The 23,974-nt window shown below is 71.3% G+C and carries 23 protein-coding genes and 1 tRNA gene; 11 read left to right on the top strand and 13 right to left on the bottom strand.

The window, feature by feature from the left end:
* Positions 1 to 68: 68 nt before the first annotated feature.
* Positions 69 to 659, bottom strand: coding sequence for a mycofactocin system transcriptional regulator (gene mftR, locus GEV26_RS02895; RefSeq protein WP_153651670.1), 591 nt, complete (start codon positions 657 to 659; stop codon positions 69 to 71).
* 104 nt (positions 660 to 763) lie between these two features.
* On the opposite strand from mftR, the gene mftA reads away from it, so the two are divergent.
* From mftA to GEV26_RS02930, 7 genes are read left to right on the top strand one after another with little or no spacing between them, the layout of a single operon-like run.
* Positions 764 to 871, top strand: a complete 108-nt coding sequence (gene mftA, locus GEV26_RS02900; RefSeq protein ID WP_153651671.1) for a mycofactocin precursor MftA — start codon at positions 764 to 766, stop codon at positions 869 to 871.
* A 17-nt stretch (positions 872 to 888) separates the two neighbouring features.
* Positions 889 to 1,188, top strand: coding sequence for a mycofactocin biosynthesis chaperone MftB (mftB, locus tag GEV26_RS02905; protein ID WP_153909464.1), 300 nt, complete (start codon positions 889 to 891; stop codon positions 1,186 to 1,188).
* Positions 1,185 to 2,417: a mycofactocin radical SAM maturase gene (mftC, locus tag GEV26_RS02910; protein ID WP_153651673.1), complete on the top strand. Its 1,233-nt coding sequence runs from the start codon at positions 1,185 to 1,187 to the stop codon at positions 2,415 to 2,417. Before mftB ends, mftC begins: the two co-directional genes overlap by 4 nt.
* Before the next feature lie 20 nt (positions 2,418 to 2,437).
* The gene (gene mftD / locus GEV26_RS02915; protein WP_153651674.1) at positions 2,438 to 3,691 is read left to right on the top strand and encodes a pre-mycofactocin synthase MftD; all 1,254 of its coding nucleotides are present in this window, start codon (positions 2,438 to 2,440) and stop codon (positions 3,689 to 3,691) included.
* A 1-nt stretch (position 3,692) separates the two neighbouring features.
* Positions 3,693 to 4,415 (top strand): mycofactocin biosynthesis peptidyl-dipeptidase MftE, encoded by a 723-nt coding sequence (mftE, locus tag GEV26_RS02920; protein ID WP_153651675.1) that lies wholly within the window; start codon positions 3,693 to 3,695, stop codon positions 4,413 to 4,415.
* 22 nt (positions 4,416 to 4,437) lie between these two features.
* Entirely contained in the window at positions 4,438 to 5,832 is a 1,395-nt protein-coding gene (mftF, locus tag GEV26_RS02925) for a mycofactocin biosynthesis glycosyltransferase MftF (RefSeq protein WP_153651676.1), read from the top strand.
* The gene (locus tag GEV26_RS02930; RefSeq protein ID WP_208431018.1) at positions 5,778 to 7,418 is read left to right on the top strand and encodes a GMC family oxidoreductase; all 1,641 of its coding nucleotides are present in this window, start codon (positions 5,778 to 5,780) and stop codon (positions 7,416 to 7,418) included. The genes mftF and GEV26_RS02930 overlap by 55 nt, the downstream gene beginning before the upstream one ends.
* A 13-nt stretch (positions 7,419 to 7,431) precedes the next feature.
* Here GEV26_RS02930 and cofE read toward each other — a convergent pair whose 3' ends face one another.
* Complete coding sequence (gene cofE, locus GEV26_RS02935) at positions 7,432 to 8,394, bottom strand: coenzyme F420-0:L-glutamate ligase (protein WP_153651677.1); 963 nt, start codon at positions 8,392 to 8,394, stop codon at positions 7,432 to 7,434.
* Positions 8,391 to 9,368 (bottom strand): 2-phospho-L-lactate transferase, encoded by a 978-nt coding sequence (gene cofD, locus GEV26_RS02940; RefSeq protein WP_153651678.1) that lies wholly within the window; start codon positions 9,366 to 9,368, stop codon positions 8,391 to 8,393. The genes cofE and cofD overlap by 4 nt, the downstream gene beginning before the upstream one ends.
* Positions 9,369 to 9,504: 136 nt before the next feature.
* Here cofD and GEV26_RS02945 point away from each other — a divergent pair, with 136 nt between their 5' ends.
* Positions 9,505 to 10,002 (top strand): flavin reductase family protein, encoded by a 498-nt coding sequence (locus tag GEV26_RS02945; protein ID WP_153651679.1) that lies wholly within the window; start codon positions 9,505 to 9,507, stop codon positions 10,000 to 10,002.
* A gap of 77 nt (positions 10,003 to 10,079) precedes the next feature.
* Here GEV26_RS02945 and GEV26_RS02950 read toward each other — a convergent pair whose 3' ends face one another.
* From GEV26_RS02950 to GEV26_RS02975, 6 genes are all read right to left on the bottom strand, one after another.
* Complete coding sequence (locus GEV26_RS02950) at positions 10,080 to 11,213, bottom strand: LLM class flavin-dependent oxidoreductase (protein ID WP_153651680.1); 1,134 nt, start codon at positions 11,211 to 11,213, stop codon at positions 10,080 to 10,082.
* Positions 11,210 to 12,223, bottom strand: a complete 1,014-nt coding sequence (locus GEV26_RS02955) for an ABC transporter substrate-binding protein (protein WP_153651681.1) — start codon at positions 12,221 to 12,223, stop codon at positions 11,210 to 11,212. The genes GEV26_RS02950 and GEV26_RS02955 overlap by 4 nt, the downstream gene beginning before the upstream one ends.
* Positions 12,220 to 12,981 carry an ABC transporter ATP-binding protein gene (locus GEV26_RS02960; protein WP_153651682.1) on the bottom strand — a complete coding sequence of 254 codons (762 nt, stop codon included), beginning with the start codon at positions 12,979 to 12,981 and terminating at the stop codon, positions 12,220 to 12,222. Before GEV26_RS02960 ends, GEV26_RS02955 begins: the two co-directional genes overlap by 4 nt.
* The gene (locus GEV26_RS02965) at positions 12,966 to 13,751 is read right to left on the bottom strand and encodes an ABC transporter permease (RefSeq protein ID WP_153651683.1); all 786 of its coding nucleotides are present in this window, start codon (positions 13,749 to 13,751) and stop codon (positions 12,966 to 12,968) included. Before GEV26_RS02965 ends, GEV26_RS02960 begins: the two co-directional genes overlap by 16 nt.
* Before the next feature lie 176 nt (positions 13,752 to 13,927).
* Positions 13,928 to 15,238, bottom strand: a complete 1,311-nt coding sequence (locus GEV26_RS02970) for a D-arabinono-1,4-lactone oxidase (RefSeq protein ID WP_153651684.1) — start codon at positions 15,236 to 15,238, stop codon at positions 13,928 to 13,930.
* Positions 15,235 to 16,398, bottom strand: a complete 1,164-nt coding sequence (locus GEV26_RS02975; protein ID WP_153651685.1) for an alanine racemase — start codon at positions 16,396 to 16,398, stop codon at positions 15,235 to 15,237. Before GEV26_RS02975 ends, GEV26_RS02970 begins: the two co-directional genes overlap by 4 nt.
* Positions 16,399 to 16,451: 53 nt before the next feature.
* Here GEV26_RS02975 and GEV26_RS02980 point away from each other — a divergent pair, with 53 nt between their 5' ends.
* The gene (locus tag GEV26_RS02980) at positions 16,452 to 17,267 is read left to right on the top strand and encodes a hypothetical protein (RefSeq protein WP_153651686.1); all 816 of its coding nucleotides are present in this window, start codon (positions 16,452 to 16,454) and stop codon (positions 17,265 to 17,267) included.
* 36 nt (positions 17,268 to 17,303) lie between these two features.
* Positions 17,304 to 17,379: transfer RNA gene (locus GEV26_RS02985), tRNA-Thr, on the top strand.
* A gap of 7 nt (positions 17,380 to 17,386) precedes the next feature.
* Here the strand turns inward: GEV26_RS02985 and GEV26_RS02990 are convergent.
* The 4 genes from GEV26_RS02990 to GEV26_RS03005 all read right to left on the bottom strand — a co-directional run bounded on the left by GEV26_RS02990 (position 17,387) and on the right by GEV26_RS03005 (position 22,988).
* Positions 17,387 to 18,571, bottom strand: a complete 1,185-nt coding sequence (locus GEV26_RS02990; protein WP_153651687.1) for an HNH endonuclease signature motif containing protein — start codon at positions 18,569 to 18,571, stop codon at positions 17,387 to 17,389.
* Between the two features lie 76 nt (positions 18,572 to 18,647).
* The gene (locus GEV26_RS02995) at positions 18,648 to 19,343 is read right to left on the bottom strand and encodes a hypothetical protein (protein ID WP_153651688.1); all 696 of its coding nucleotides are present in this window, start codon (positions 19,341 to 19,343) and stop codon (positions 18,648 to 18,650) included.
* On the bottom strand, positions 19,340 to 21,646 hold the full coding sequence (locus GEV26_RS03000; protein WP_194839949.1) for a putative bifunctional diguanylate cyclase/phosphodiesterase: 2,307 nt from the start codon (positions 21,644 to 21,646) through the stop codon (positions 19,340 to 19,342). Before GEV26_RS03000 ends, GEV26_RS02995 begins: the two co-directional genes overlap by 4 nt.
* Before the next feature lie 4 nt (positions 21,647 to 21,650).
* The gene (locus GEV26_RS03005) at positions 21,651 to 22,988 is read right to left on the bottom strand and encodes a pyridoxal phosphate-dependent decarboxylase family protein (protein ID WP_153651690.1); all 1,338 of its coding nucleotides are present in this window, start codon (positions 22,986 to 22,988) and stop codon (positions 21,651 to 21,653) included.
* A gap of 255 nt (positions 22,989 to 23,243) precedes the next feature.
* Here GEV26_RS03005 and GEV26_RS03010 point away from each other — a divergent pair, with 255 nt between their 5' ends.
* Positions 23,244 to 23,957, top strand: coding sequence for a VOC family protein (locus GEV26_RS03010; RefSeq protein WP_153651691.1), 714 nt, complete (start codon positions 23,244 to 23,246; stop codon positions 23,955 to 23,957).
* Positions 23,958 to 23,974: the final 17 nt, after the last annotated feature.

The following is a 23,974-nucleotide window of genomic DNA, read 5'->3' on the forward strand; positions in this document are numbered from 1 at the left end:
CATCTCGAGGATAACGGGACCACCGAGTCCAGTTGTCCCCGGCGGCGGGGTCCGAAGGCTCGGCGCTCTCAGCAGAGGTAGTCGCGCAGTGCGGCGAGGTTGGCTTCGAGGATCTGGGTGAGTGAGCGGTCCGGATCGCCCAGCCACTGCTCGTACGCCGCCACTGACTGCGCGAGGCTGACGTGCCCGACGAGGCGGGGAACCGCGTCGTCGGGTGCGAGGCCCAGCCGGGTGGCGATGAACTCGGCGATGACGCCGCGCCAGGCCTCGTACTTGAGGGCCGAGTGCGCCTGGAGCGCCGGAGTCGTGAGGAGCAGCCGCATCCGGAACCGGTGCTGGTCGAGCGCGACGTCGTCGAAGCGGTTGAAGTCCACGACGCAGCGGTGCACCGCGTCGGCCAGCGGCATGTCCGCGGGGATCTGGTCGAACTGCTGGCGGAATCCGCGCAGGCTCTCGTCGAACTGTCCCCACGGGATGTCGTTCTTGGACGGGAAGTAGCGGAACAGGGTGCGCCGCCCCACGCCGACCGCGTCCGCGATCTGCTCCAGCGTGGTCTCCTCGAAGCCCTGGCGCTCGAAGAGCTGGAACGCCGCGTGCTCGATCGTCGCGTGATCTGTCACCGAGGGGCGACCAAGAGACCGGGAGGGCGGGGCGTTCATCGCCTCGGAATCTAACAGTGGCGCGTGTCACTTCCCTTTTGACCCTGAGTGCCATTATCGTGTGCCACGGGTCACAAGCGGTGACCCGCGATCAGGAGGACACCATGGAGAACAACCCGACCGCTGCTCCCACGACGAACGACGACACCGCGCTGGCGACTGCGGACCTCATCGAAGAGGTCTCCATCGACGGCATGTGCGGCGTCTACTGAGCCGGGGGAGACCACCCATGTCAGGAATGCTCGACGAGTCGTGGCGGCTGTCGCCGTCCGTGGAGCTGCGCCCCGAGCCCTTCGGTGCGCTGGCGTACCACTTCGGCAATCGCAAGCTCACCTTCTTGAAGAGGCCGGAGCTCGTCGCTCTGGTCCGCGGTCTCGGCGAGCATCCTGACGTCCGGTCCGCCCTCGTGGCCGCCGGCATCGCGCCCGACCAGTGGTCGGCCTACGAGTCGGCCCTGCAGGGCCTCGCTGACACCGACATGATCCGCCCGAACGAGAACACCCGCATCGCCGAGAAAGGTGTCGCATGACCATCCTCGAGACCCGTCCGACCATCGAGCGTCCGAAGAACGGCTCGCTGATCGAGCAGTTCGAGCACGGCCTCGACGCGCCGATCTGCCTCACGTGGGAGCTCACCTACGCCTGCAACCTGGAGTGCGCCCACTGCTTGTCGTCCTCGGGTCGCCGCGACCCCAACGAGCTGACGACCGCCCAGGCGGAGGCGGTCATCGACGAGCTGCAGCGCATGCAGGTGTTCTACGTGAACATCGGCGGCGGTGAGCCCACGATCCGACCCGACTTCTGGCACCTCCTGCAGTACGCGGTGGACCACAACGTCGGCGTGAAGTTCTCGACCAACGGCGTGCGCCTCAACAAGGAGAAGGCCGCGCTGCTGGCCTCGACCGACTACGTCGACGTGCAGATCTCGCTCGACGGCGCGACCGCCGAGGTCAACGACTACGTCCGCGGCCCCGGCTCGTACGACACCGCGATCACGGCGTTGGCGAACCTGCAGGAAGCCGGGTTCAAGGACGCCAAGATCTCGGTCGTCGTGACCCGCCAGAACGTCACCCAGCTCGACGAGTTCAAGGCCCTGGCCGACAAGTACGGCGCGACCCTGCGACTGACCCGCATGCGGCCGTCCGGTCGCGGCGCGGACGTCTGGGACGAGCTGCACCCGCTGCCCGAGCAGCAGCGGATGCTCTACGACTGGCTCGTCGCGAACGGTGACAACGTGCTCACCGGCGACTCGTTCTTCCACCTCGCTGCCTTCGGCGAGAGCCTGCCCGGCCTGAACCTGTGCGGGGCCGGACGCGTCGTGTGCCTGATCGACCCGGTCGGCGACGTGTACGCGTGCCCGTTCGCGATTCACGACAACTTCCTGGCCGGCAACATCCTGGCCGACGGCGGATTCCAGCGCGTGTGGCAGAACTCCGAGCTGTTCAACGAGCTGCGCTCGCCGCAGACCGGTGGCGCCTGCACGAAGTGCGAGTTCTTCGACGCCTGCCGTGGCGGCTGCATGGCCGCGAAGTTCTTCACCGGCCTGCCGCTGGACGGACCCGACCCCGAGTGCGTCCAGGGCTACGGCGAGACCGCACTGGCCGGCGAGCGCGTCATCCCGGCGCAGTCGCAGGACCACTCCAAGGCCAACCCGACCCGCAACCAGCCGGTCATGCTCACCCTCACCCGCCGCGAGGACATGACCGCACCGCCGGTGTCGGCCTGCGCCGAGAACCCCCTCGCCGGCTTCACCCTCTGACCAGAAAAGAGCACCTCAGCATGCCGAAGAACCCCTGGGCCCAGAACCCCTGGTTCGAGTCCGTCGCCGTCGCCCAGCGTCGTGCCAAGAAGCGTCTGCCCTCCTCGGTCTACGGCGCACTCGTCGCCGGGTCCGAGCGCGGCCAGTCGACCGCCGACAACGAGGCCGCGTTCATGGAGCTGGGCCTCGCGCCCCACGTCGCCGGGCACCAGCCCGAGCGCTCGATGGCCACGACGGTCATGGGCCAGGACGTGTCGATGCCGGTCATCATCTCGCCGACCGGCGTGCAGGCCGTCCACCCCGACGGTGAGGTCGCCGTCGCGCGGGCTGCTGCGTCGCGTGGCACCGTCATGAGCCTGAGCAACTTCGCCAGCAAGTCCATCGAGGAGGTCGCCGCGGTCGCGCCCAGCACCTTCTTCCAGATGTACTGGACCGGCGACCGCGACGTGATGGTCCAGCGCATGCAGCGGGCCCACGCAGCCGGAGCCGTCGGCCTCATCGCGACGCTCGACTGGTCGTTCTCGATGGGACGCGACTGGGGCAGCCCGGAGATCCCCGAGAAGGTCGACTTCAAGACCGCGCTGAAGTTCGCGCCCCAGGTCGCGCGCAAGCCGCGCTGGCTGGCGCAGTTCGCGCGCACCGGAGCGATCCCCGACCTCACCGCGCCCAACCTCGCCGCCCCCGGTGAGGCCAAGGGCCCGACCTTCTTCGGCGCGTACTACGAGTGGATGACCACGACGCCCCCGACGTGGGAGGACGTGGAGTGGATGCGCGAGCAGTGGCACCAGATCAGCGGCCACCCGTTCATGCTGAAGGGCGTGTGCCGCGTCGACGACGCCCGTCGCGCGGTCGACGCCGGCGTCACGGCGATCTCGGTGTCCAACCACGGCGGCAACAACTTGGACGGCACCCCGGCCCCGATCCGGGTGCTCCCCGGCATCGCCGATGCCGTGGGCGACGAGATCGAGGTGCTGCTGGACGGTGGCATCCGGCGCGGCAGCGACGTCGTCAAGGCCGTCGCGATGGGCGCCCGCGCGGTCATGATCGGACGCGCGTACCTGTGGGGACTCGCTGCGAACGGCGAGGCCGGCGTCGGCAACGTGCTGGACATCCTGCGCGGCGGCATCGACTCCTCGCTGCTGGGCATGGGCCTGGCGTCGATCGACCAGCTCGACCGCGACATGCTGGTCGTCCCCGACGGCTTCACCCGTCGGCTCGGCGCAGCCGGTCCGGCCGCTGTCGCCCAGGACGTCGCTGACACGGCGACCGCCTGACATGGCCGCCGAGCTCGCCGACACCACCTGGACCGAGGTGGCCGCCACGCCGCTCGTGCTCGTCCCCGTGGGGTCGATCGAGCAGCACGGTCCGCACCTGCCCCTCGACACCGACACGGCCATTGCGGTGGCGGTGGCCGAGGGCGTCGCCGAGCGGCTCGGCGGCGACGTGCTCGTCGCTCCGCCGGTGTCGTACGGGTCGAGCGGCGAGCACCAGTCGTTCGCCGGCACGTGCTCGATAGGCTCGGAGGCGCTGCGGACGTTCGTCATCGAGCTCGTGCGGTCCATGAGCACGTGGGCGGGGCGGATCGTGTTCGTCAACGCCCACGGCGGCAACGTCGCGGCGCTCGCCAAGGCGACGTTCCAGATGATCGTCGAGGAGCACGACGTCTCCTGGGCCGCGTGCGCGACCGAGGGGGTCGACCTCCATGCCGGGATCACCGAGACCTCGTTGATGCTGCACATCCGCCCCGGATCCGTCCGGCTGGACCGCGCGGAGGCGGGCGAGAAGCGTCCGCTGGCGGAGATCCTGCCGCTCATGATGGCCGGCGGGGTCGGGGCCGTGTCACCCAACGGGGTGCTCGGCGACCCGGCCGGCGCGACTGCCGAGAACGGTGCGCAGGTGCTCGAGGACATGATCGCCGAGATCGCGCACCGGATCCGCGACGGCGTCCCCGACGCGCGTGGCATGCTGGCGCTCAGCCCCATGGCGAGGACACAGTGACGAGGACAGTGACGAGGACGCGGTGACGAGCGCGTCGCGGCTTCCCGACGGATTCGTCGTCCGTCTGCACGACGACGTCGCCGTCGGGAAGCTGCTCGTGCGTGGCTCGCGCTTCGTCCGCCTGTCGGCGACTGCCCGGCAGATGCTGGCCGATCGCTCGCTGACGGTCGGCTCCCCGATGTCGGCCGCCCTCGCCGCGCAGCTCCTCGACCTCGACCTCGCGCGGCCGGAGCCGGGCGGTGACGCCCCGGAGCTCGAGGACGTCACGGTGGTGGTGCCGGTGCGCGACAACGCGCTCGGCGTCGATCGCCTGCTGGCCCGTCTCGCGCCGCACGTGGCCTGCGTCGTGGTCGATGACGCATCCGTCGACCACCACGAGGTGGCCCGCGTGGCCGAGCGGCACGGAGCGACCCTCGTGCGGCTCGATCGCAACGTGGGCCCTGCGGCTGCTCGCGACATGGGGATGCGATCCGTGCGGGCCCCGTTGGTCGCGTTCGTCGACTCCGATGTCGTCGTGTCGGCGTCCGCGCTGGGCCTGCTGGCCGCGCACTTCGCGGATCCGGGCCTCGCGGCAGCCGCACCGCGCATCCGGTCGCGCGGCGGACGCCGCTGGTTCGAGCGCTACGAGGACGCGTGCGGATCGCTCGACCTGGGGCCCGTGCCCGCGACCGTCCGGCCGTGGTCGCCCGTCGCGTACGTGCCGAGCGCGTGCCTGGTGGCCCGGGTGGCGGCGCTGGGAGACGGTTTCGACCCCCGGCTGCGCAGCGGCGAGGACGTCGACCTGGTGTGGCGGCTCGTCGACGCGGGCCGCCGGGTCCACTACGCGGCGGAGGTGGAGGCGGCCCACGACGTACGCCCGTCCGTCGTGCGCTGGCTGGGACGCAAGGCGTTCTACGGCACCAGCGCGGTCGCGCTCGCGGCCCGACACGGTGACAAGGTCGCCCCGGCGGTGCTCACGCCGATCGGCGCAGCGGCGGTGCTGGGTGTCCTCGTCCAGCGCCGGTGGTCGTGGGCGGTCGCGGCGGGATGCGCGGGCCTCATGACACGCGACGTCGCGCGCCGACTGCCCGAGCTGACCCTCGCGCAGCAGGCGGGGGTCGTCCGCACGACGGGCCTCGCGCTGGCCCGTCAGACGGCTGGACTCGCTCTGCGGCACTGGTGGCCGGTCTCGGTCGTGCTGGCCGCGGGGTCCACCCGGGCCAGGCGTGCGGTCGCGGTGATGGCCGTCGCCGAGGGGATCGCGGCGCGCCGCAGGTCCGGCACCGATCTCGACCCGATCCGCTTCACGCTGGCCCGTCGGGCCGACGACCTCGCGTACGGCGCGGGCGTCTGGTGGGGGGCCGCACGGGAGCGCTCGATCTCGTGCCTGCTGCCCCGTTGGCTCCCGTCGCGACCTGCGTCCGCGGCCCGGCCGTGATCTACGACTACGTCGTGGTCGGTGCGGGCGCGGCCGGGTGCGTGCTCGCGGACCGGCTGTCGGTCGACCCGTCGGTCGAGGTGCTCCTGGTCGAGGACGGGGGGCCGGCTCGCAACCCCGTGCTCTCGGTCCCCAGGGCGTTCTACTTCACGCTCCGCTCCGACCGGTACACGCGTCGCTATCCCACCCGGCCGAGCCCCCTCGGGACGCCTGCCGAGACATGGGTCCGCGGCCGCGGACTCGGCGGGTCGACGCTCGTCAACGGGATGATGTACGTCCGTGGGGCGCCGGCCGACTTCGACGCCCTCGAGGCGGCCGGCGGCCCCGGCTGGGGTGCGAGCGCGTTCGGCCGCGCGTACCGCGCGATCGAGGACCACGCTCTCGGCGCCTCCCGGTCGCGCGGCGCCGGAGGTCCGCTGGCGATCTCGGTACCGGACTCCGGTGACGAGGTCACCGAGGCGCTGTTCGCGGCGGCGGGCGCCCACGGGCTGCGGCGTACCGCCGATTTCAACGACTCCGACGACGCGCGGATCGGCTTCACCCCCGCGACGATCCGCCGCGGTCGGCGGGTGAGCGCGGCGTCGGCCTTCCTGACCCCTGCCCGGCGTCGCGCCAACCTCACCGTGATGACCGGCACCCGGGCCGAGACGGTCGTCATCGCGGGCTCCCGGGCGGTCGGTGTCGCCCTGCGCACGGGGGACCGGGCGCAGGTGGTGAGGGTCCGCCGTGAGGTGCTGGTGGCCGCGGGCACCATCGAGAGCCCGCTCCTGCTGGAGCGCTCGGGCATCGGCCGCCCCGAGGTCCTGGCCGCGGCGGGCGTGGTGCCGCAGGTCGATAGCCCCCACGTCGGTGAGCGGGTCATCGAGCAGCGTGCCGTCAGCCTGCAGGTGCGGTTCCGTGGGCGCCGTGGACCGACCGAGCGGCTCAACCGCTGGCCCGGTCAGGCCCTCGAGGGCGCCCGCTACCTCGCAACGAGGCGGGGACCGGTCGCGACCAGCGGCTACGACGTCGTGAGCGCGTTCCGGTCGGGGCCCGGGGTCGAACGTCCCGACGTCCAGGGTGTGTGGGTCCCCATGGCGATCGACGAGACGTCCGAGCAGATGCGGCTGGCGCCCTATTCGGGGCTGCTGTTCACGGGTTATGCGATCCGCCCCACGAGCACCGGCTCGGTGCACCTCGCCTCTGCCGCGGACGGCGGCCCGCCCGTCGTGTCACCCCACCATCTCCAGGACGAGCCCGAGCGTGCGGCGACGGGCGCGATCCTCGATCACGCGCGATCGATCGTGGCGACCTCGCCGCTCGCGGACCTCGTGCAGGACGAGGTTTTCCCGGGGCTGTCGGTCGCGACCCCGGACGAGGTCGTCCGGCACGCGATCGGGCACGGCGGCGGCATCTATCACGCGGTCGGCTCGTGCGCGATGGGTCCGCACGACGACGACGTCGTCGACGGCGACCTGCGCGTGCGTGGGGTGGAGGGGTTGCGGGTCGTCGACGCGTCGGTGCTGCCGTTCCAGGTGTCCGGCAACACCGCCGCTCCGGTCATGGCGCTCGCCTGGCTCGCCGCCGAGCGGATCCGCTGGTCCTGAGCTCGTCCCGGGTTCAGTCCTGCGGCAGCGACGTCACCCGGACGCCGATCGCGGTGCCGTGGGCGATGCCGAGGGACACGAGGCGCTGCGCCAGCACGCCGGCGCCGAGCTGGTCGTCGAGCCCGATCGACAGCACGACGGTGCTGCCGTCGACCGACACGTGGCGGCGCGGGAAGTCCAGCCCTGAGAGCGCCAGGTCGACGATGTCGTCCAGGGTCATGGTCGGATCGACCGGCAGGCCGCGGACCGGCTGGTCGCCGATGACGGCCGCGACCGCTGCCTCCCGGGCCCCGAGACCGAACATGTCGCTCGCCTCGTCGCGGATGAGCGCCCGGGCGCCCGAGCCGTCGTCCTGCAGGAGCCAGGCCGGGTCGGCGCCGCGCACGACGACCACCGGTCGGGCGCCGAACTTGCCCGAGGCCAGCTCCGCCCCGCCCGCGAGCTGATCGGCGATCGCCGGTGCGGTGACCGCGAGCGGGTTGCCGTACGGATCGGTGCGTCCCTCGAAGGAGTCGACCGGCAGGAGACCTGCGCAGCCGATCGCGATGTCGGTCTGTCCCGTCCGCCAGGCGCGTCCCGCGGTGTCGCTGATGACCACTGCGACGGACAGCCCGGTGAGCTCCTCGAGGCGGCGGCGGATCGCTGATGCTGCGCCGTCGGGGTCGGGCGGCAGCGGGATGAGCGTGCCCGGTGCGGTGTTGCTGTTGTCGATCCCAGCGGCGGCCATCGTGATGCCGTGGTGGGTCCGCACGATGCTCGTGGGGCCCCGCCGGGCGACGACCCGATCGGTCTCGGCCGCGAGCAGCTCGTCCTTGGGACGCGTCGTCGCGAGGCCTGCGGACTTGCTGACGATCTTGCTCGTGACCACCACGACGTCGCCGGGCGAGAGCTCGCAGCGCTCGGCGATCAGCGCGGCGATGTCGTCGCCGGGGGAGACCTCGCCGATGCCCTCGACCGGCTCGAAGACGAGGGTCATCGGCGGGCTCCGATCGAGTGGGCGAGCTGGACGGTGTCCTCGGCGAGCCGGTCGGTGGTGCCGGCGTCGGTCATCCAGAGCGGGACCGCGCGGGCGGCGAGACCGAGGGCCTCGAGGGCGGGGAGCTGGTCGGCGTCCGTGGTGTCCACGAGCCAGCCGTCGAGGAGCCCGCCGGAGCTCCGAGCCCCGTGGTGCGCCGCGACGCCGGTCGCGCTCAGCTCGATGCCGAGGCCGGTCAGCAGCTGGTCGGCCATGCCGCGCACGGCGCCGCCGCCGATGAGCGGGGACACCCCCACGACGGGTGCGGGCGTCGCGGCGATGGCCTCCCGGATGCCGGGAACGGCGGCGATCGGGCCGATCGACACGATGGGGTTGGACGGCGGGAGCAGCACCAGGTCGGCCCCGCGGATCGCCTCGACGACGCCGGGCGCGGGTCGGGCGTCCTGGACGCCCTGCACCACGACCTCCTCGACGGGCACCTGGGCGCGGAGCCTGATCCAGTACTCCTGGAAGTGGATGATCTCGCGCCGCCCGTCCCGGTCGATGCCGATGTGCGTCTCCACCCGGTCGTCGGTCATCGGCAGCAGCCGGACCCCGGGCTGCCAGCGCTCGCACAGCTCGGCCGTGACCTCGCTGAGGGTGCGCCCTTCCTGCAGCCTCATGGTGCGCACGAGGTGCGTCGCGATGTCGCGGTCACCCAGGCCGAACCAGGCCTGCTCGATCCCGTACGTCGCGAGCTCGTCCTTGGCGTTCCAGCTCTCGTCGGTGCGGCCCCATCCGCGCTCGCGGTCGATGCCGTCGCCGAGCGTGTACATGACGGTGTCGAGGTCCGGGCTGATGTGCAGCCCGAACAGGGAGATGTCGTCGGCCGTGTTGGCGATGACCGTCACCTCGTCGTCCGGGCCCTTGGTCCGCAACAGTCCCTCGATGAACCGAGAGCCACCGACTCCGCCTGACAGCACCGTGATCTGCACACCTCATTGTCCCCCACCCGGTGGCGCGGATCGTCCCGGGCGGCTCGCCCCTACACCACGACTCGGGCGCTGAGCGGCGCGTCCGCCATCCGGGAGCCCCCGGCACGGTTTCGCGCCCCGGCCTAACGTCGAGACCATGAGGCAAGAACCACGCATCGACGCCGAGGTGCTGCAGAAGTCGTTCCGGTCCGCGATGGGCAATGTCGCTGCTGCCGTGTCGGTCGTGACCACGTTCCACGACGGCGGCCCGCACGGCACGACCGTGAGCGCGTTCTCGTCGTTGTCGATGGATCCGCCGATGCTGCTGGTCTCGCTCGACAACAGGTCGAACCTCCTCGCCAAGCTCGAGGTGGGATCGCGCATCGGCGTCAACGTCCTGGCGGCGCATCAGGAGCGGGTGGCCCTGCGGTTCGCCGGCAAGGGCGACGACAAGTTCCTCGACGTGCCCTGGCAGCTCGAGGACGGGGCGCCCGCTCTGCGCGAGCGGCACGCCTGGGTCGCGCTGACGGTGGAACGCCTCGTGGTCGCCGGCGACCACACCCTCGTCCTCGGCGACGTCGAGGCAGCCGACTCGACCGATGCGGCCCCGCTGACGTACTGGCAGCGCACCTTCGGCACCCACACCCCGCGCTGACCCCACCCAGATTTGCGGACTCCTGCACGCTTTGTCGGGCAAAAAGCGTGCAGGAGTCCGCAAATCGGGGCGGGGGGTCAGGCGAGGAGGCCGCGGTGGCGCAGGATCGGCTTGACGCCCTCGGCGAACCAGTACGCCTCCTCGACGTGCGGATAGCCCGACAGGATGAACTCGTCGATGCCGAGCGCCGCGTACTCCTCGACCAGGTCGGCGACCTCGGTGTGACTGCCGACGAGAGCAGTGCCCGCTCCGCCCCGGACGAGACCGACGCCCGCCCAGAGGCCGGGGTGGATCTCGAGGTCGTGTGCGTCCGTCACGTCCCGGCGGCTCTCGTGCAGAGCGCGCATGCGCTGCTGGCCGACCGACTCGGACGCCGCGAGAGCGGCCTGCGCCTGAGCGACGTCCGCGGGGTCGAGATCGTCCAGCAAGGACTGGGCCTGCGCCCACGCGGCCTCCGTGGTGTCGCGGGTCAGGACGTGCAGACGGATGCCGAAGCGCACCTCGCGTCCCTCCTGCTTGGCGAGGCCGCGGATCCAGTCGAGCTTCTCGGCGACCTGCGCGGGCGGCTCTCCCCACGTGAGGTAGACGTCCGCGTGGCGTGCGGCCACGGGTCCCGCGGGCGCCGAGGAGCCGCCGAAGTAGATCCGCGGCAGCGGGTCGGGCGCCTCACGCGTCCGTGCGTCGGTGACGTCGTAGTGCTCACCGTGGAAGTCGAAGCCGCCTCGCCACGCGCCGCGCACGACGCTGAGGAACTCATCAGTCCGGGCATACCGCTCGGCAGGGCTCGAGTGGTCGCCGAAGCGGGCCTGCTCGGTCGGCTCCCCGCCCGTGACGACGTTGAGCAGGAGCCGCCCGCGCGACATCCGCTGGAAGGTCGCGGCCATCTGCGCCGCCAGGGTCGGGCTGATGACGCCGGGTCGGAACGCGACGAGGAACTTGAGCCGCTCGGTCTCGCGGACGAGGGCGGCGGTCGTCAGCCAGGCGTCCTCGCACCACGTGCCGGTGGGCGTCAGGACGCCGTCGTAGTCGAGGTGCTCGGCGGTCCTGGCGACCTGCGCGAGGTAGTCGATGTCGGGCTCGCGGAACTGTCCCGCGGTGCCGGGGGCGCCGGTCGGCAGCCCGACCCCCTTGGGGACGCTGTGCCCGCCGCCGACGAGCGTACGCCCGTCGCCGGTGGTGGGCAGGAACCAGTGGATCTTCAGGCTGCTCATCGGGTCTCCTCCTGCGCTGCTGCCAGCGACGAACGGTCGAACGTGGATACGAAGTACGGGGTCAGGTCGACGCTCGCGCCGAGCTGCTTCTCGGCTGCGAACGCGTCCCACATCTGCTGCTCGGACTCGACGGCCGACGGCACCGGGATGGGCTTGAAGTTGCGACGCTCGATCGCCCGGGCGGTCACGGCGGGATCGAGGCCGGTGTCCTTCGCCCAGGTCTGCGCCCACTCGTCCTTGTGGTCGTTGGTCCAGACCTGTGCACGTGACAGCCGGGCGAGGTAGTCCTCGATCGCGGCCCGGGTGGCCTTGTCGCCCAGCGCCTTGTCCGATGCGAGCTGGAACACCAGGCCGTTGACGAGGTCCTCGCCGGTCGACAGCACCCGCGCGCCGACGAGCTCCTCGGCCTGGGAGGTGAACGGGTCCCAGATGGCCCAGGCGTCCACGTGGTTGCCGCGGAACGCCGAGAGCGCCTCGGTCGGCTGCAGGTAGACCGGCTCGATGTCGCTGAAGGACAGGCCGGCGTCCTTGAGCTGGGCGAGCAGGTTGTAGTTGGCCGAGCTGCCCTTGGCGACGGCCACCTTCTTGCCCTTGAGCGCCGCGACGGACGTCAGCGGGGAGTCCTTGGGCACGACGATCGCATCCCCTTCGGCGCTCTGCTCCGCGGCGTGGACGACCTTCACCTTCTTGCCCTCGTTGATCGCGAACAGCGGCGGGGTGTTGCCGACGCCGCCGATGTCGACCGAGCCGCCGCCGACGGCGTCGAGCAGGGGCGGACCGGAGGTGAACGGCTTCCACGCGATGTCGTACGGGACGTCGTCGAGCTCGCCGGCGGCCTTCAGCAGCGACTCCGAGCCGCCCTTCTGGTCACCGACCACGAGCGAGACCTTCGACAGGTCGACGCTGCCGTCGTCCTTGACCGCATCGGCGTTCGAGGGCCCGCCGCACGCCGCGAGCGCGGCGACGAGGCCGAGCGCGGCAAGCACGGGGGCGGGGCGGGTGATCTTCATGCGGTCTCCTGGTGGGCGGTGGTGGACTGGGGCTCGACGACGCCGAGGTGCGCGAGCAGCTCGACCCGGCGCCGGGCGATGTCTGCGTCGTGCAGGGCACGGGGGCGCGGGGCAGGAACGGGGGACTCGTGGACGATGCGTCCCTCGGCCAGGACGATGACGCGGTCCGCGAGTCGCAGCGCCTCGTCGACGTCGTGGGTCACGAGCAGCACCGAGGGGCGGTGCTCGCGCCAGACCCGCAGGACGAGCTCGTGCATCTCGATGCGGGTCAGGGCGTCGAGCGCGCTGAACGGCTCGTCGAGCAGCAGCAGCTCAGGATCGTTCGCGAGGGCCCGCGCGAGCGAGGCGCGCTGGGCTTGCCCGCCGGACAGGGTGACCGGCCATGCGTCGGTCTTGTCAGTCAGGCCGACCTCGGCGAGCACCTCGGCCGCACGACGGCGCCGTTCGGCCCGTCCGCGGCCCCGCAGTCCCAGGCCCACGTTGTCGGCCACCCGGCGCCACGGCAGGAGCCGTGGCTCCTGGAACGCGACCGAGGCGGCACCGTCGATCTCGGCCGTGCCTGACTGGGGCTCGTCGAGCCCGGCCAGGATCCGCAGCAAGGTCGACTTGCCCGAGCCGCTGCGGCCGAGGAGCGCGACGAGCTCGCCGGGCGCGATGTCGAGGTCGAGGTCGTCGAGGACGACGTGCGTGCCGAACGTGCGCCGCAGTCCGCGGATGCGGACGGCCGGCGGGGTGGACGTGATCAGCCGATGCGCCATGCGAGGGCCTTCCTTTCGATGAGGCGGACCAAGGAGTCGGTGAGGAGTCCCAGCACGCTGTAGACGAGCAGGCCGCCGACGACCTCGTCCGTACGGCTGAACGACGCCGCGTCGGACACGAGGTAGCCGATGCCGGCCGTGGTGTTGATCTGCTCCGCGACGATCAGGGTCAGCCACGCGACGCCGAGGCTCAGCCGCAGCCCGACCAGGGCGGACGGAAGGGCGCCCGGCAGGATCACGTGGCGGATCCGCTCGGACCAGGACAGGCCGAGCGCGCGTCCCGCCTCCACGAGCTTGGGATCCACGCCACGGATGCCCGCGAACGTGTTGACGTACAGCGGGAACGCGACGCCGAGCGCGATCAACGCGATCTTGGGGGTCTCGTCGATGCCGAACCACAGGATGAACAGCGGCAGCAGCCCGAAGTGGGGCAGCGTGCGCAGCATCTGCATCGGTGGGTCGACGGCGTCCTCGCCGAGGCGGGTCAGTCCGGCGACCAGCGCGAGGGTCACGCCCACCGCGGCGCCGATCGTGAACCCGACCAGCACCCGCTGCACCGACGTGCCGATCGCGTCCTGGAGCGTGCCGGCCTGCCACAGGTCGACCAGGGCGCGCACGACGTCGCTGGGCGGGGAGAGCTTGTCAGCCGGCAGAACGCCCGTGGTCGAGGCGACCTGCCACAGGGCGAGCAGGGCGATCGGGCTGGCCGAGCGGCGCAGCCCCGAGGAGTGGCGCACACGCTTGGTCGGCGCCGGAGCGATCGTGGTCATGACCCCGAGACTCGCAACTTCCGGACGTCCTGCGGGCGCCTCTCAGCCCGTGAGAGGGCCCAGGGGCCAGGCCCGCCCCGTGGTATCTCGCGCGCGGACCCACCCAGATTTGCGGGCTCCTGCACGCTTTGTCGGGCAAAAAGCGTGCAGGAGTCCGCAAATCGGGGCGGGGTGGATCAGCCGAGGACGCGGTCGAGATAGGCGTTGCTGAACGTACGTCCGGGGTCGAGCTGGTCGCGGATGTCCACGAAGTCGTCGAAGTGGGAGTACGTCTTCGCGAAGTACGACGCGTCGAGGGTGTGCATCTTGCCCCAGTGCGGACGGCCCTCGTGCGCGGTGAAGATGTCCTGCGCGGCGGCGAAGTACGCCGTGGGGTCGCTGCGCCAGTACTGGTGGACCGCGACGTAGCAGTTGTCACGCTCGTGGCCGGTCGACAGCCAGACGTCGTCCGCCGCGGTGAACCGCACCTCGATCGGGAACGAGATGTTCTCGTGGCCGGCGCCGAACCAGGCCGCGAGCTCACCGAGCACGTGGGGCAGGGCTTCGCGCGGCATCGCGAACTCGGACTCGCGGAAGCGCACCCGGCGGGAGGAGATGAACACGTTGTAGGAGTCGTCGACGTACTCCCGGGCGCTCAGGGCGGACGCCGCGAGGGCGTTGACCCGGGGGACCAGGGCGCGTCGCCTCGCGACGACCCGGTTGATGCCCTCGAACGCGGTGTTGCTGAGGAGCTCGTCGTCGAGCCAGTGGCGAAGACGCCCGACGGGCCGGCGTCCGGTGCCGTCGGGCACGCGGTTGTTGCGCTTGACCGACGTCTTCTCGGTGTGCGGGAACCAGTAGAACTCGAAGTGGTCGTTGTCGGCGACGAGCTCGTCCACCTGGCCGAGCACCTCGGGCAGCGGCATCGGCTCCTCGCGGGCGTGCAGCAGGAAAGCCGGGACGCACTGCAACGTCACCTCGGTGACGATCCCGAGCGCGCCCAGCGTCACCCGACTGGCGCCGAACCACTCGTGCTGGTCGTCGATCTCCTGGACGTCGCCCGCGGCGGTCACGAGCTGGACCGCGACGATCGCGGCCGAGATGCCGAACAGCCTGCCGCCCGTGCCGTGCGTGCCGGTCGACACCGCCCCGGCCACCGACTGCGGGTCCACGTCACCGAGGTTCGGCAGGGCCAGCCCCCGCGCGTGCAGCTGGGGGTTGAGCTCGTGCAGCGAGATGCCGGCCTGCACCCGGACGCGTCCGGTCGCGGCGTCGGCGCCGAGGATCGCGTTCATGCGGTCGAGCCGCAGCAGGACGCCGTCCGTCGCCGCGATCGCGGTGAACGAGTGGCTCGCGCCGACCGCCTTTACCGGGAGCCCGGCGGCGACGGCCTCGCGAACGACCCGGACGACCTCGGCGGTCGATCCGGGATGCGCGATGCGCACGGGGTGCGTCGTGACGTTGCGGCCCCAGTTCTGCCACGTTGGTGAGGTCGTCCGAGCCGTCATCCGAAGTTCCTGCCCTCTCCGCGATACGTCGGCGTGAGGTCCACGGAGCCGTCCGCCCCGACCACCGCGACCTGGTCGAAGCGCTCGCACATCTCACCGGCCTTGGCGTAGCGCATGACGACGCGGTCGCCGATGGACAGGCCTCGGGCCGCGTCGCCCTTGACCGGGCTCTGCACCTCACCGGCGCCCTCGGTGCCGATCGCCATGAGACCCTCGGGCCAGGTGGGCGCAGGCTGACGGTTCTTGTTGGTCGGGCCCGAGGCGACGTATCCCCCCGCGAACAGGGTCGCGATGTCCGGGGCCGGCTTGCGCACGACCGACAGCACGAAGTACGCCGCGGGGCGCGACGTGAAGGCGTCATAGCCGTCGAACAGGACGGGGGAGAACAGGCCGGAGCCCGCGGTCAGCTCGGTGATCGCACGGTCCCGCCCGGTGACCTCGAGGCTCCCGGTCCCGCCGGCGTTCACGATCTCCAGATCGGCGTGCTGCCGCACGGCGTCCACGACCCGGGTGCGCCGCTCGAGGAGCTCGGCGGCCGACCGCTTCTTGACCAGGCGCACCGCGCGGGAGGAGTCGGGCAGTCCCGCGATCTGCGCGTCGTAGAACATCAGTCCCACGAGGTCGAAGCCGCGCCGCTTCTCGATCGCCGCGGCCAGGGCCCCGGCCTGCGCAGCCGAGTGGACGGGGGAGCGCCGGACGCCGAGGTGGACGGGGCCCAGCTTGAGCGAGGCGTCCACGTCGATGCACACCCGGATCGGCGGGTGGTCGGCGCCGAGCAGGGAATCGATGTGGTCGAGCGACTCGGTGCTGTCCACCATGACGGTGATCGCGGCCAGCCGGGCTTCGTCGGCGACGAGGGCCTCCAGGGCCGTCCGGCTGGTGGTCGGATAGGCCAGGAGGACGTCGTCCGCCCCGTGGTCGACGAGCCAGTTGGACTCCGCGAGCGAGTAGGACATGATCCCTGCGAACCCGTCACGGGCGAGGGTCTGGTCGATGATCGAGCGGACGCGCACGGACTTGCTCGCGACGCGGATCGGCACGCCGGCGGCACGGCGGACCAGGTCCGACGCATTGGCCCACAGCGCCGGGGCGTCGACCACGGCGAACGGCGTGTCCAGGGCTGCCGTCGCGTCGAGCAGGCGGTCGTACGGCTGTGGCATCTCGTCAGTATGTCGCACCGCGGTTCCACGTCCCGGTCACCGATACTGGAACGATGCGCAGACTTCTCGGGACGTTCGTGGCAGGGCTCGTGGTGTGTGCCGGGTGCACCTCCGGATCCGACGAGCAGCCCTCGCCCGCACCGGCCAGCCCGCCGGCGTTGTCCCTCGCGTCCCTGGACCTCGGCTGGTCCACGGCGCAGGGCAAGCTCGACGCCGGCGATCCGCCGCCGGCCCCCGAAGGCGTCAACCCCCTCACGTACGAGCGCATGGCCGCGGACCTCGCGAGCTGGGCGCGGGTCACGACGGTCGACGACTCGGTGTGGCACGCGGCCAAGCCGGTCGACGCCGTGTCCGAGGTGCTTCCGGCCCGGGCCGCCGCGGCACTGCGCAAGCAGGCCCGGAGCGCGGTCTCTCCGCGGCTCGCGGTCGCCAACGTGTTCGCCGACGACGTCACGGTGCTCGGCACCCCACAGGTGTCCACTGCCTGGCAGGTGTCGCAGGCCGACGACGAGGACGGCAAGCCCTACGTCGTGCTCGAGCTGCAGACCCGCGCCGCGTACGAGGTGCGCCTCGGCTCGGACGGACCCGTCCGGGTGATCGGGATGCTCCGCGTGCACGGGCTCAGCGCGTACGCCGACACGACGGACGACTTCGGCGTCAGCGGGGGCTGGCAGGAGTTCGGTGCGGGCGACTGCGCCCTCGCGCTGGACGACCAGCTCGTCCCTGAATCGGACCTGGAGGAGACCCGCTCCGACCTGCAGACCTTCCAGCGGGTCGGCGACGCGGACGATGTCGAGATGCCCGATCTGGGTGACGACGAGCAGGTCGACGCGGACTATCTCCAGCGGTGCCGGGCGGGCCAGGTCTAGACCTCGCTACGATGGACCCCGGGCCTCGGCCCGTACGCCTCTGTAGCTCAGTTGGTAGAGCGCCTTACTTGTAATAAGGATGTCGCGGGTTCGAATCCTGTCGGAGGCTCCACGTGAGTTCAAGCGGCGACGTACTCCATGACGAAGTGGGTCGCGGGTGGGTGGATCTCGATGACGATCGGCTCAGGTGGCGGTTGCGGTGGGCTGGTCGACCAGTGCAGCGGGCCGTGGCCCTTGAGGGTGTGATGTCGTCGGCACAGCGGTCCCATGTTGTCTCCGGTCGTGGGACCGGCCGGATGCGGTATCCGGTGGTCGAGATCGCACCGCTCCGACGGCACCATGCACCCGGGCGCCTGACATACCCCGTGGAGGAACTGCAGAGCGACGGCCAGGGTGTCGGGGGCGAACCGGCCCACGTACTCGTGGGAAAGGACGTCGTCGGTGACGGGGTCGACGACCATGCGGTGCCAGAACGTGCTCCCGGTCGCAATCACGTCCGCAAGCCACGGGGCGGGCACAGCCCAGGCGCCGTCGGTGGACTCCGCGAACCCTGGTGTCGCACCGGCGAGGACGTCGGCTGAGACGGTGACGGCGATGTTGGCGTCGATGCCCGACTTCGCGGCCTCGGAGCTGGTGCACCAGGCGACCAGCGCGTCGGCTTCGCGCTGCGCCACGGTGCGGTCGTCGTCGAGATCGGCCGGCTTGCGAGCTTCCTTGCGCAGACGGGCCTCGATGGCCGCTGCCTGATGGGACGGCAGGTAGGCGTTCAACCAGGACATCGAGTCGTCGCCATGAGTGACCGTCACGCGCCGGTCGGCGCGCTCGGTGTCGGCTCGTTCGGTGGCGAGGTCGGCCTCGACCCGCTGGACGAACCGGCGCAGCCACTGCTGCAGCTCGGCGCCGGTGTGGCTGGTGGCGTAGCCGATCACCCGGCTTTCGAGGCGGGCGATGGACTCGTCGCGGTGCAGCTTCTCGATGGTCGAGCTGATGTCACTCACCCGGTTGAAGTCGATCAACCCGTCGACGAACGCAGCCCAGACCTGCGGAGTCTTCTCGCGCACGCGATCGGCGATCGACAGTCTCAGGTGGATCTGCGCCTCGGACATCCCGGTGGCCTCGCCGATCGTCAGCGCGATCGCGGATCGCTCGATCTTGCGCCGCAGAGACGACTCGATCAGTGCAGTGCGGGCCACCTCCGCGTCGCGATAGTCGACCATCCGGCCAATCGCGTACGCCTCGGCTCGGGCCTGCCAGCGCACGACGTCGGACAGATCCTCTGTCGTCGGTGCTGTGCTGGTGGCCATACCTCAAACCTAGGGGTGCCCACTGACACTCCTTCCTGCGAGCGCAGGGGTTTCGGCGGGTGTCGGTGCAGATCGCCTAGGCGTCCGCGGGTGCCACGCTCTTGCGTCGCCAGACCCAGTCGCTCGGCATCGAGATGCCGTCCAAGCCGGTGCCCTGGAAGATCAGCCGGTACGCGTCGGGGCTCTCCTGCCGCTGCTGGTCAAGGCCACGGTTCACGTGGGACCACAGCGGCGTGCTGCTGGCTGAGCCGAGGTACTCGCCGGTCTTGGTGCCCGGCAGGGCCTGCGTCGGCATGCCGAGGCTGGTCAGCAGCTGACGTGCGTGCGAGTCCATGATCATCACGACGAACTCGATGTCGTTGGCGTAGATCGCCCGGATGAGGCCGTGGTAGAGCGCGCTCGCGCACAGGCCTCCCCGTCCGGCGCCGGGTCGGACCGCGATGGTCGCGATGTCCCACGTCCGGTCGGGGTTGATGCCGGCCGAGCGTGCCGACCTCAGGCCGTCGACGTGCCACGGCGGGCGGCTCACGTCGTTCAGCGTCTTCAGGCCGGCGGGCCCGGGGGCGATGAACCGGGCGACGGCCACCGCGCGGCCGTCGTCCTCGAGAATCGTCATGAAGCCGGTCGAGTCCTCGTACGCGCCGTACTCGACCTCGAACTCCTCGGCGGTGTTGCCGTAGGCCTCGAGGAAGACGTCCGCCTCGCACTGCCGGGCAGCGGCCAGCTCGTCGCCCACCGGGTCGAACACGAATCTCAGCGGTGCAGAAGTCATCGTGACTCCTTCCTCTCTTGCTCAGGTCTGTCCAGCTCGGTTTCGGATGCCGCCGACGGCGACGGGACGAGCTCGCGGTCCGCTGCGGCTCGCTCGCTGAGCCACGCGTCGATCTGCCACGGGGGCATCGGTCGCCCGATGTGATATCCCTGCACCTCGTCGATGCCCATCGCCACCAAGGCAGCGAGATCCGCGGCGTTCTCGACGCCCTCGGCGACAATACGCATCTCCAGGGCGTGTGCGAGCTGAATGGTCGAAGCCACGATCATCCGGCTGCGATCGTCGGTCGCGACGTCCCCGATCAGCGTGCGGTCGATCTTGAGCTCCTGCACCGGCAGGTTGCGCAGGTACGCGAGCGAGGAGAACCCCGTGCCGTAGTCGTCGATCGAGATCTGGACGCCGTGGTCACGCAGCTCGAGGAGGATCTCACGGGTGTGCTGCGGGTCGGCGAGGAAGGAATCCTCGGTCACCTCGAGCACGAGGCGGTCCGGCGGCACCTTCACCCGGTCGATGGCGGCGAACAGGTGCGGCAGGAAGGTCGGGCCGAGCAGCTCGGGGGGAGCGCAGTTGATCGCGACGTTGAGGTCCACGCCTGCTTCGTGGCGGGCCTGGAGGTCGTCGACGACCTGCGTGACCACGGACTCGGAGAGCTTGCCCATCAGGCCGGCGCGCCTGGCGGCCGGCAGGAACGTGACCGGGCTGATGACGCCCTGCGTGGGATGGCGCCAGCGGACGAGCGCCTCGAGCCCGCAGACCCGCATCGTCGCCGCGTCGACCTGCGGCTGGTACCAGACCTCGATCTGGCCCTCGGCGATTCCCCGCCGCAGCTCCTCGGCCAGCTTCAGACGCGAACGGGTGAACTCGTCCAGCTCGGCGTCGTAGAGCGCCGCGCCCAGGCCAGAGTTCTTGGCCTGGTACATCGCGACGTCCGCACGGCGCATGACCTCGCCGCCGTCCTGGTCGCCCGGTCCGGCGACCGTGACCCCGATCGAGCCCGCCGGCGAGATCTCGATCCCCTCGACCGAGATGGGCTTGGCGAGCTCTGCCAGCACGCTCTGGGCCGTCTCCATCAGCTCGATCTCGTCGGTGGTCCGCATGATGATCGCGAACTCGTCGCCGCCCAGACGGGCGACCCGGGCCGGCAGCTCCACCGCCTCGCGCAGGCGGACCCCGACGAGCATCAGGACCGTGTCACCTGCGCGGTGGCCGAGCGAGTCGTTGATCTCCTTGAAGCCGTCGAGGTCGAGCAGCATGAGGGCCAGGGGGGTGCGATCGGCCAGGCCCTCGGACAGCCATGCGCGCACGGCCCGCCGGTTGGGCAGCTTGGTCAGGTCGTCGGTCTGGGACAGCGCGAAGGCGTCGTTCGCGCGGTTGGCGTCCCTGAGGGCCAGGGCCAGACGGGCACCGACGGCAGCCAGGGTCAGCATCGCGGGGGGCAGCATGTAGTAGCCGAGCGTCTGGTCGGGACGAACCGTCAGCACCGCGAGGGCGATGACGCCGGCACCGACCAGCACGAACGTGTCGCCGGATCGCGGGACCGCGCGGATCACGGTCTGCGCGGGCCGGCAGGCGGCCGCGACGAGGAGCGAGAACCCGGCACCCCAGAGGGCGTAGCTGAGGGTGCCGAAGTCGTAGGTGGTGGCTGATCCCTGCAGGGCCAGGCCCGAGTCCGCGACTGCCAGCAGGACGAACGCCATGCCGGTCATCCAGGACTTGCGGCGGTCGATCCGCGTCTGGAGCAGCGACTGCCCCAGGACCACGAGCGCGAGGATCATGTCGGCCATCGGATAGATCAACGCCAGCAGCAGTGACGAGCCCTCCTGGTGGGAGACGGCCCGCACCGGTGTGACCAGCAGGAGCGAGGCCAGGCAGGCGGTTCCTCCGCAGATGATGATGATGTCGAGCCAGGCGCGGGCCGGGCGGGACTGGCGGCGGTCCACGTCGCGCAGCAGATATCCGGCCATCCCGAGGTAGGAGAGCAGGAAGAGCCACTCACCCGGCGCGGGGAACTGGGTCTGGCCGTCGACCCGCGCGGCGTTGACCGAGATCGACCCCACCGACCAGGCCGCGATCGACGCGAGCAGCAGCAGGAGGGTCGTCCGCCGCCCGGGGTGCAGGAATGACACCAGGGCGAGGCGCAGGACGAGCAGCGGGAAGAAGATGGCCAGGGAGGTGAGCACGACCTCGGGGGTCTTGACGTCGGCCGCCGGCTTGGTGATCTCGTTGACCACCAGGCCCGTGGTCATCACCGCCCACGGCAGCGGTGCCACGATGGCCTGCGCGACGTTGACCCGCGAACGCACTGATTCATCCGTTGGGCGCATGGCACTCCAGGGTCTTCAGGACGAGATCGACGTCATCGGTCGAGGTCAGTGGGTTGACGAAGCACAGGCGGAGCACCGATTCGCCGTCGAACGTGGTGGGGGTGACCAGCGCGAGGCCGTTGGCCTGGATCTCGGCGGACCAGGCCGAGTAGTGCTCCGCGGTCCACCCGCGTCGCCGGAACAGGACGACGGACAGGTGCGGCTCGGTGACGATCTCGAGATGAGGGAGCGTCTCGATCTGCTTGGCCGCGTATTCCGCGACCGCGAGGCACTGCTCGACCGCGTCGACGTACGCATCTGTGCCGTTGGCCACGAGCGAGGCCCACACCGGCACCCCGCGGGCGCGGCGGGTCAGGTGGGCGGCGTAGTCGGCGGGGTTGTCGGCCCCGTCGTCCTCGACCGCCTCGAGGTACACCGCGCGCTGCTGGTGGGCAGCCCGCGCGATCGCGGGGTCGAGGTAGAGCACCGCAGCGCAGTCGAACGGTGTGAAGAGCCACTTGTGCGGATCGATCGTGACCGAGTCGGCGTGCTGGATCCCGTCGAACTCGGCGCGGCGGCCGGGTGCCAGGAGCGCGGCACCGCCGTACGCGGCGTCGACGTGCAGCCAGATCCCGCGCACCTCGCAGCACTCGGCGATCTCGCGCAGGGCGTCGATCGCCCCGGTGTTGGTTGCGCCCGCGTTGGCGACGACGGCGACCACGTCGTCGGGGTCGAGGCCGTCCAGCACGGCAGTGAGCTCATCGGCGTGGAGCGGACGGTCGGGGGTGCCGACCGAGAGCACCTGGCACCCCATGATCCCGGCCGCGGCGCGGACCGAGGAGTGGGTCGAGGCGCTCGCCACGATGATGCCGGGCATCCCTCCGCGCTCGGTGACCCGTTGATGGCGGGCGGTGACGAGTGCGCTGAGGTTGGCCAACGACCCGCCGGCCACGAACACCCCATGCGACTGCTCGGGATAGCCGATGGTGTCGCACAGCCACCGGATCGCCACGCGCTCGGCCGCGACGACGTCACCGGCCTCGAGCTCGCTGCCGCCGTAGACCGCAGCGGCCGACAGGGCGGCGTCCGCGATGACGGCGGCCGGCGTCGGGGAGCCGCCGACGAACGCCAGGTAGCGGGGATGGTCGGTGGGGAAGCTCGAGGGCAGGAGGACGTCGCGCAACGCAGCCCAGGTCGCGCGGATCCCGATGCCCGAGCCGGTCACCTCGGGGAGCGCTGCCGCTCCGGCGGGGCGCGGGGGAACCGGTGCGTCGCGGCGGTCGGCGATCCAGCTCGCGAGCTCGCCCAGCACTTGCCGATCCTGGAGCGCGAAGTCGTGCACGTCGCCCCGCCGATCCTAGAAGTGAGTCGCGAACGGTCACCCGCATGAACCTCTGACGCCGGCCCTTGTCGCGTCGTCCCAGCCGCGCGAGAACAGGATAGCGGGACGAGCCTCCGCCCGGGGCTGAGACGTGGCCGCGTCCGTGCCGTCGTGACCACACCGTTGCGCGGGAGGTCGCCGCCGTCCTAGCGTGAGGTGTCCGCGCGACGAGCCGGGAAGGCCCCGAACCGTGGCGTGAGGACCTCCGGAGGACTGATGCCGTCCACTCTCGTGGCTCTCTGCTTCGGCGCCCGGGAGCCTGCCGTCCTGGCGCAGTTCTGGGCCCGCCTGCTCGATCGCGAGACGACGGCGGGGCCTGACGGCAGCACGGACGTCGAGCCCGCCGGTGCCGCCGACCTCCGGATCCGGTACGTCCCGTTCGACCACCCGAGGCGCGGCCCCAACCAGACGCACCTGCACCTGACGAGCACCTCGCCGGAGCACCAGCTGGCGACGGTCGACCGTGCCCTCGCGCTCGGCGGCAGCCACCTCGACGTCGGCCAGCTGCCCGAGGAGGCGCACATCGTCCTGGCCGACCCCGAGGGCAACGAGTTCTGCGTGATCGAGGCCGACAACGGTTTCCTTGCCGACACCGCACCGCTCGGCGAGCTGGCGTGCGACGGGTCGGCAGCGGTGGGCCGCTTCTGGAGCGGGGCCCTCGGGTGGCCGTTGGTCTGGGACCAGGACGAGGAGACAGCCATCCAGTCCCCGGCGGGTGGCACCAAGATCAGCTGGGGTGGGCCTCCGTTCCGGGACAAGCGCGGCCGCAATCGCTTGTACCTCGCGCTCGCACCGGTGGGCGCCACCGAGCTCGAGATCGACCGGTTGATCGCGCTCGGCGCGGCACGGGCCGAGCACCTGGACGCAGAGCTCGGCGGGGCCGCGCTGACCGATCCGGGCGCCAACGAGCTCGTGCTGCTCGAGCCGTGACGAGCGACCCCCTGCCG

It is taken from the genome of Aeromicrobium yanjiei (assembly GCF_009649075.1).
GTDB lineage: Bacteria > Actinomycetota > Actinomycetes > Propionibacteriales > Nocardioidaceae > Aeromicrobium > Aeromicrobium yanjiei.

What these genes read in the sequence shown, in the direction of transcription:
- mftR (WP_153651670.1), bottom strand. Translation starts at nt 659, where the DNA reads ATGAACGCCCCGCCCTCCCGGTCTCTTGGTCGCCCCTCGGTGACAGAT.
- mftA (WP_153651671.1), top strand. Translation starts at nt 764, where the DNA reads ATGGAGAACAACCCGACCGCTGCTCCCACGACGAACGACGACACCGCG.
- mftB (WP_153909464.1), top strand. Translation starts at nt 889, where the DNA reads ATGTCAGGAATGCTCGACGAGTCGTGGCGGCTGTCGCCGTCCGTGGAG.
- mftC (WP_153651673.1), top strand. Translation starts at nt 1,185, where the DNA reads ATGACCATCCTCGAGACCCGTCCGACCATCGAGCGTCCGAAGAACGGC.
- mftD (WP_153651674.1), top strand. Translation starts at nt 2,438, where the DNA reads ATGCCGAAGAACCCCTGGGCCCAGAACCCCTGGTTCGAGTCCGTCGCC.
- mftE (WP_153651675.1), top strand. Translation starts at nt 3,693, where the DNA reads ATGGCCGCCGAGCTCGCCGACACCACCTGGACCGAGGTGGCCGCCACG.
- cofE (WP_153651677.1), bottom strand. Translation starts at nt 8,394, where the DNA reads ATGACCCTCGTCTTCGAGCCGGTCGAGGGCATCGGCGAGGTCTCCCCC.
- GEV26_RS02945 (WP_153651679.1), top strand. Translation starts at nt 9,505, where the DNA reads ATGAGGCAAGAACCACGCATCGACGCCGAGGTGCTGCAGAAGTCGTTC.
- GEV26_RS02950 (WP_153651680.1), bottom strand. Translation starts at nt 11,213, where the DNA reads ATGAGCAGCCTGAAGATCCACTGGTTCCTGCCCACCACCGGCGACGGG.
- GEV26_RS02955 (WP_153651681.1), bottom strand. Translation starts at nt 12,223, where the DNA reads ATGAAGATCACCCGCCCCGCCCCCGTGCTTGCCGCGCTCGGCCTCGTC.
- GEV26_RS02960 (WP_153651682.1), bottom strand. Translation starts at nt 12,981, where the DNA reads ATGGCGCATCGGCTGATCACGTCCACCCCGCCGGCCGTCCGCATCCGC.
- GEV26_RS02965 (WP_153651683.1), bottom strand. Translation starts at nt 13,751, where the DNA reads ATGACCACGATCGCTCCGGCGCCGACCAAGCGTGTGCGCCACTCCTCG.
- GEV26_RS02970 (WP_153651684.1), bottom strand. Translation starts at nt 15,238, where the DNA reads ATGACGGCTCGGACGACCTCACCAACGTGGCAGAACTGGGGCCGCAAC.
- GEV26_RS02975 (WP_153651685.1), bottom strand. Translation starts at nt 16,398, where the DNA reads ATGCCACAGCCGTACGACCGCCTGCTCGACGCGACGGCAGCCCTGGAC.
- GEV26_RS02980 (WP_153651686.1), top strand. Translation starts at nt 16,452, where the DNA reads ATGCGCAGACTTCTCGGGACGTTCGTGGCAGGGCTCGTGGTGTGTGCC.
- GEV26_RS02990 (WP_153651687.1), bottom strand. Translation starts at nt 18,571, where the DNA reads ATGGCCACCAGCACAGCACCGACGACAGAGGATCTGTCCGACGTCGTG.
- GEV26_RS02995 (WP_153651688.1), bottom strand. Translation starts at nt 19,343, where the DNA reads ATGACTTCTGCACCGCTGAGATTCGTGTTCGACCCGGTGGGCGACGAG.
- GEV26_RS03010 (WP_153651691.1), top strand. Translation starts at nt 23,244, where the DNA reads ATGCCGTCCACTCTCGTGGCTCTCTGCTTCGGCGCCCGGGAGCCTGCC.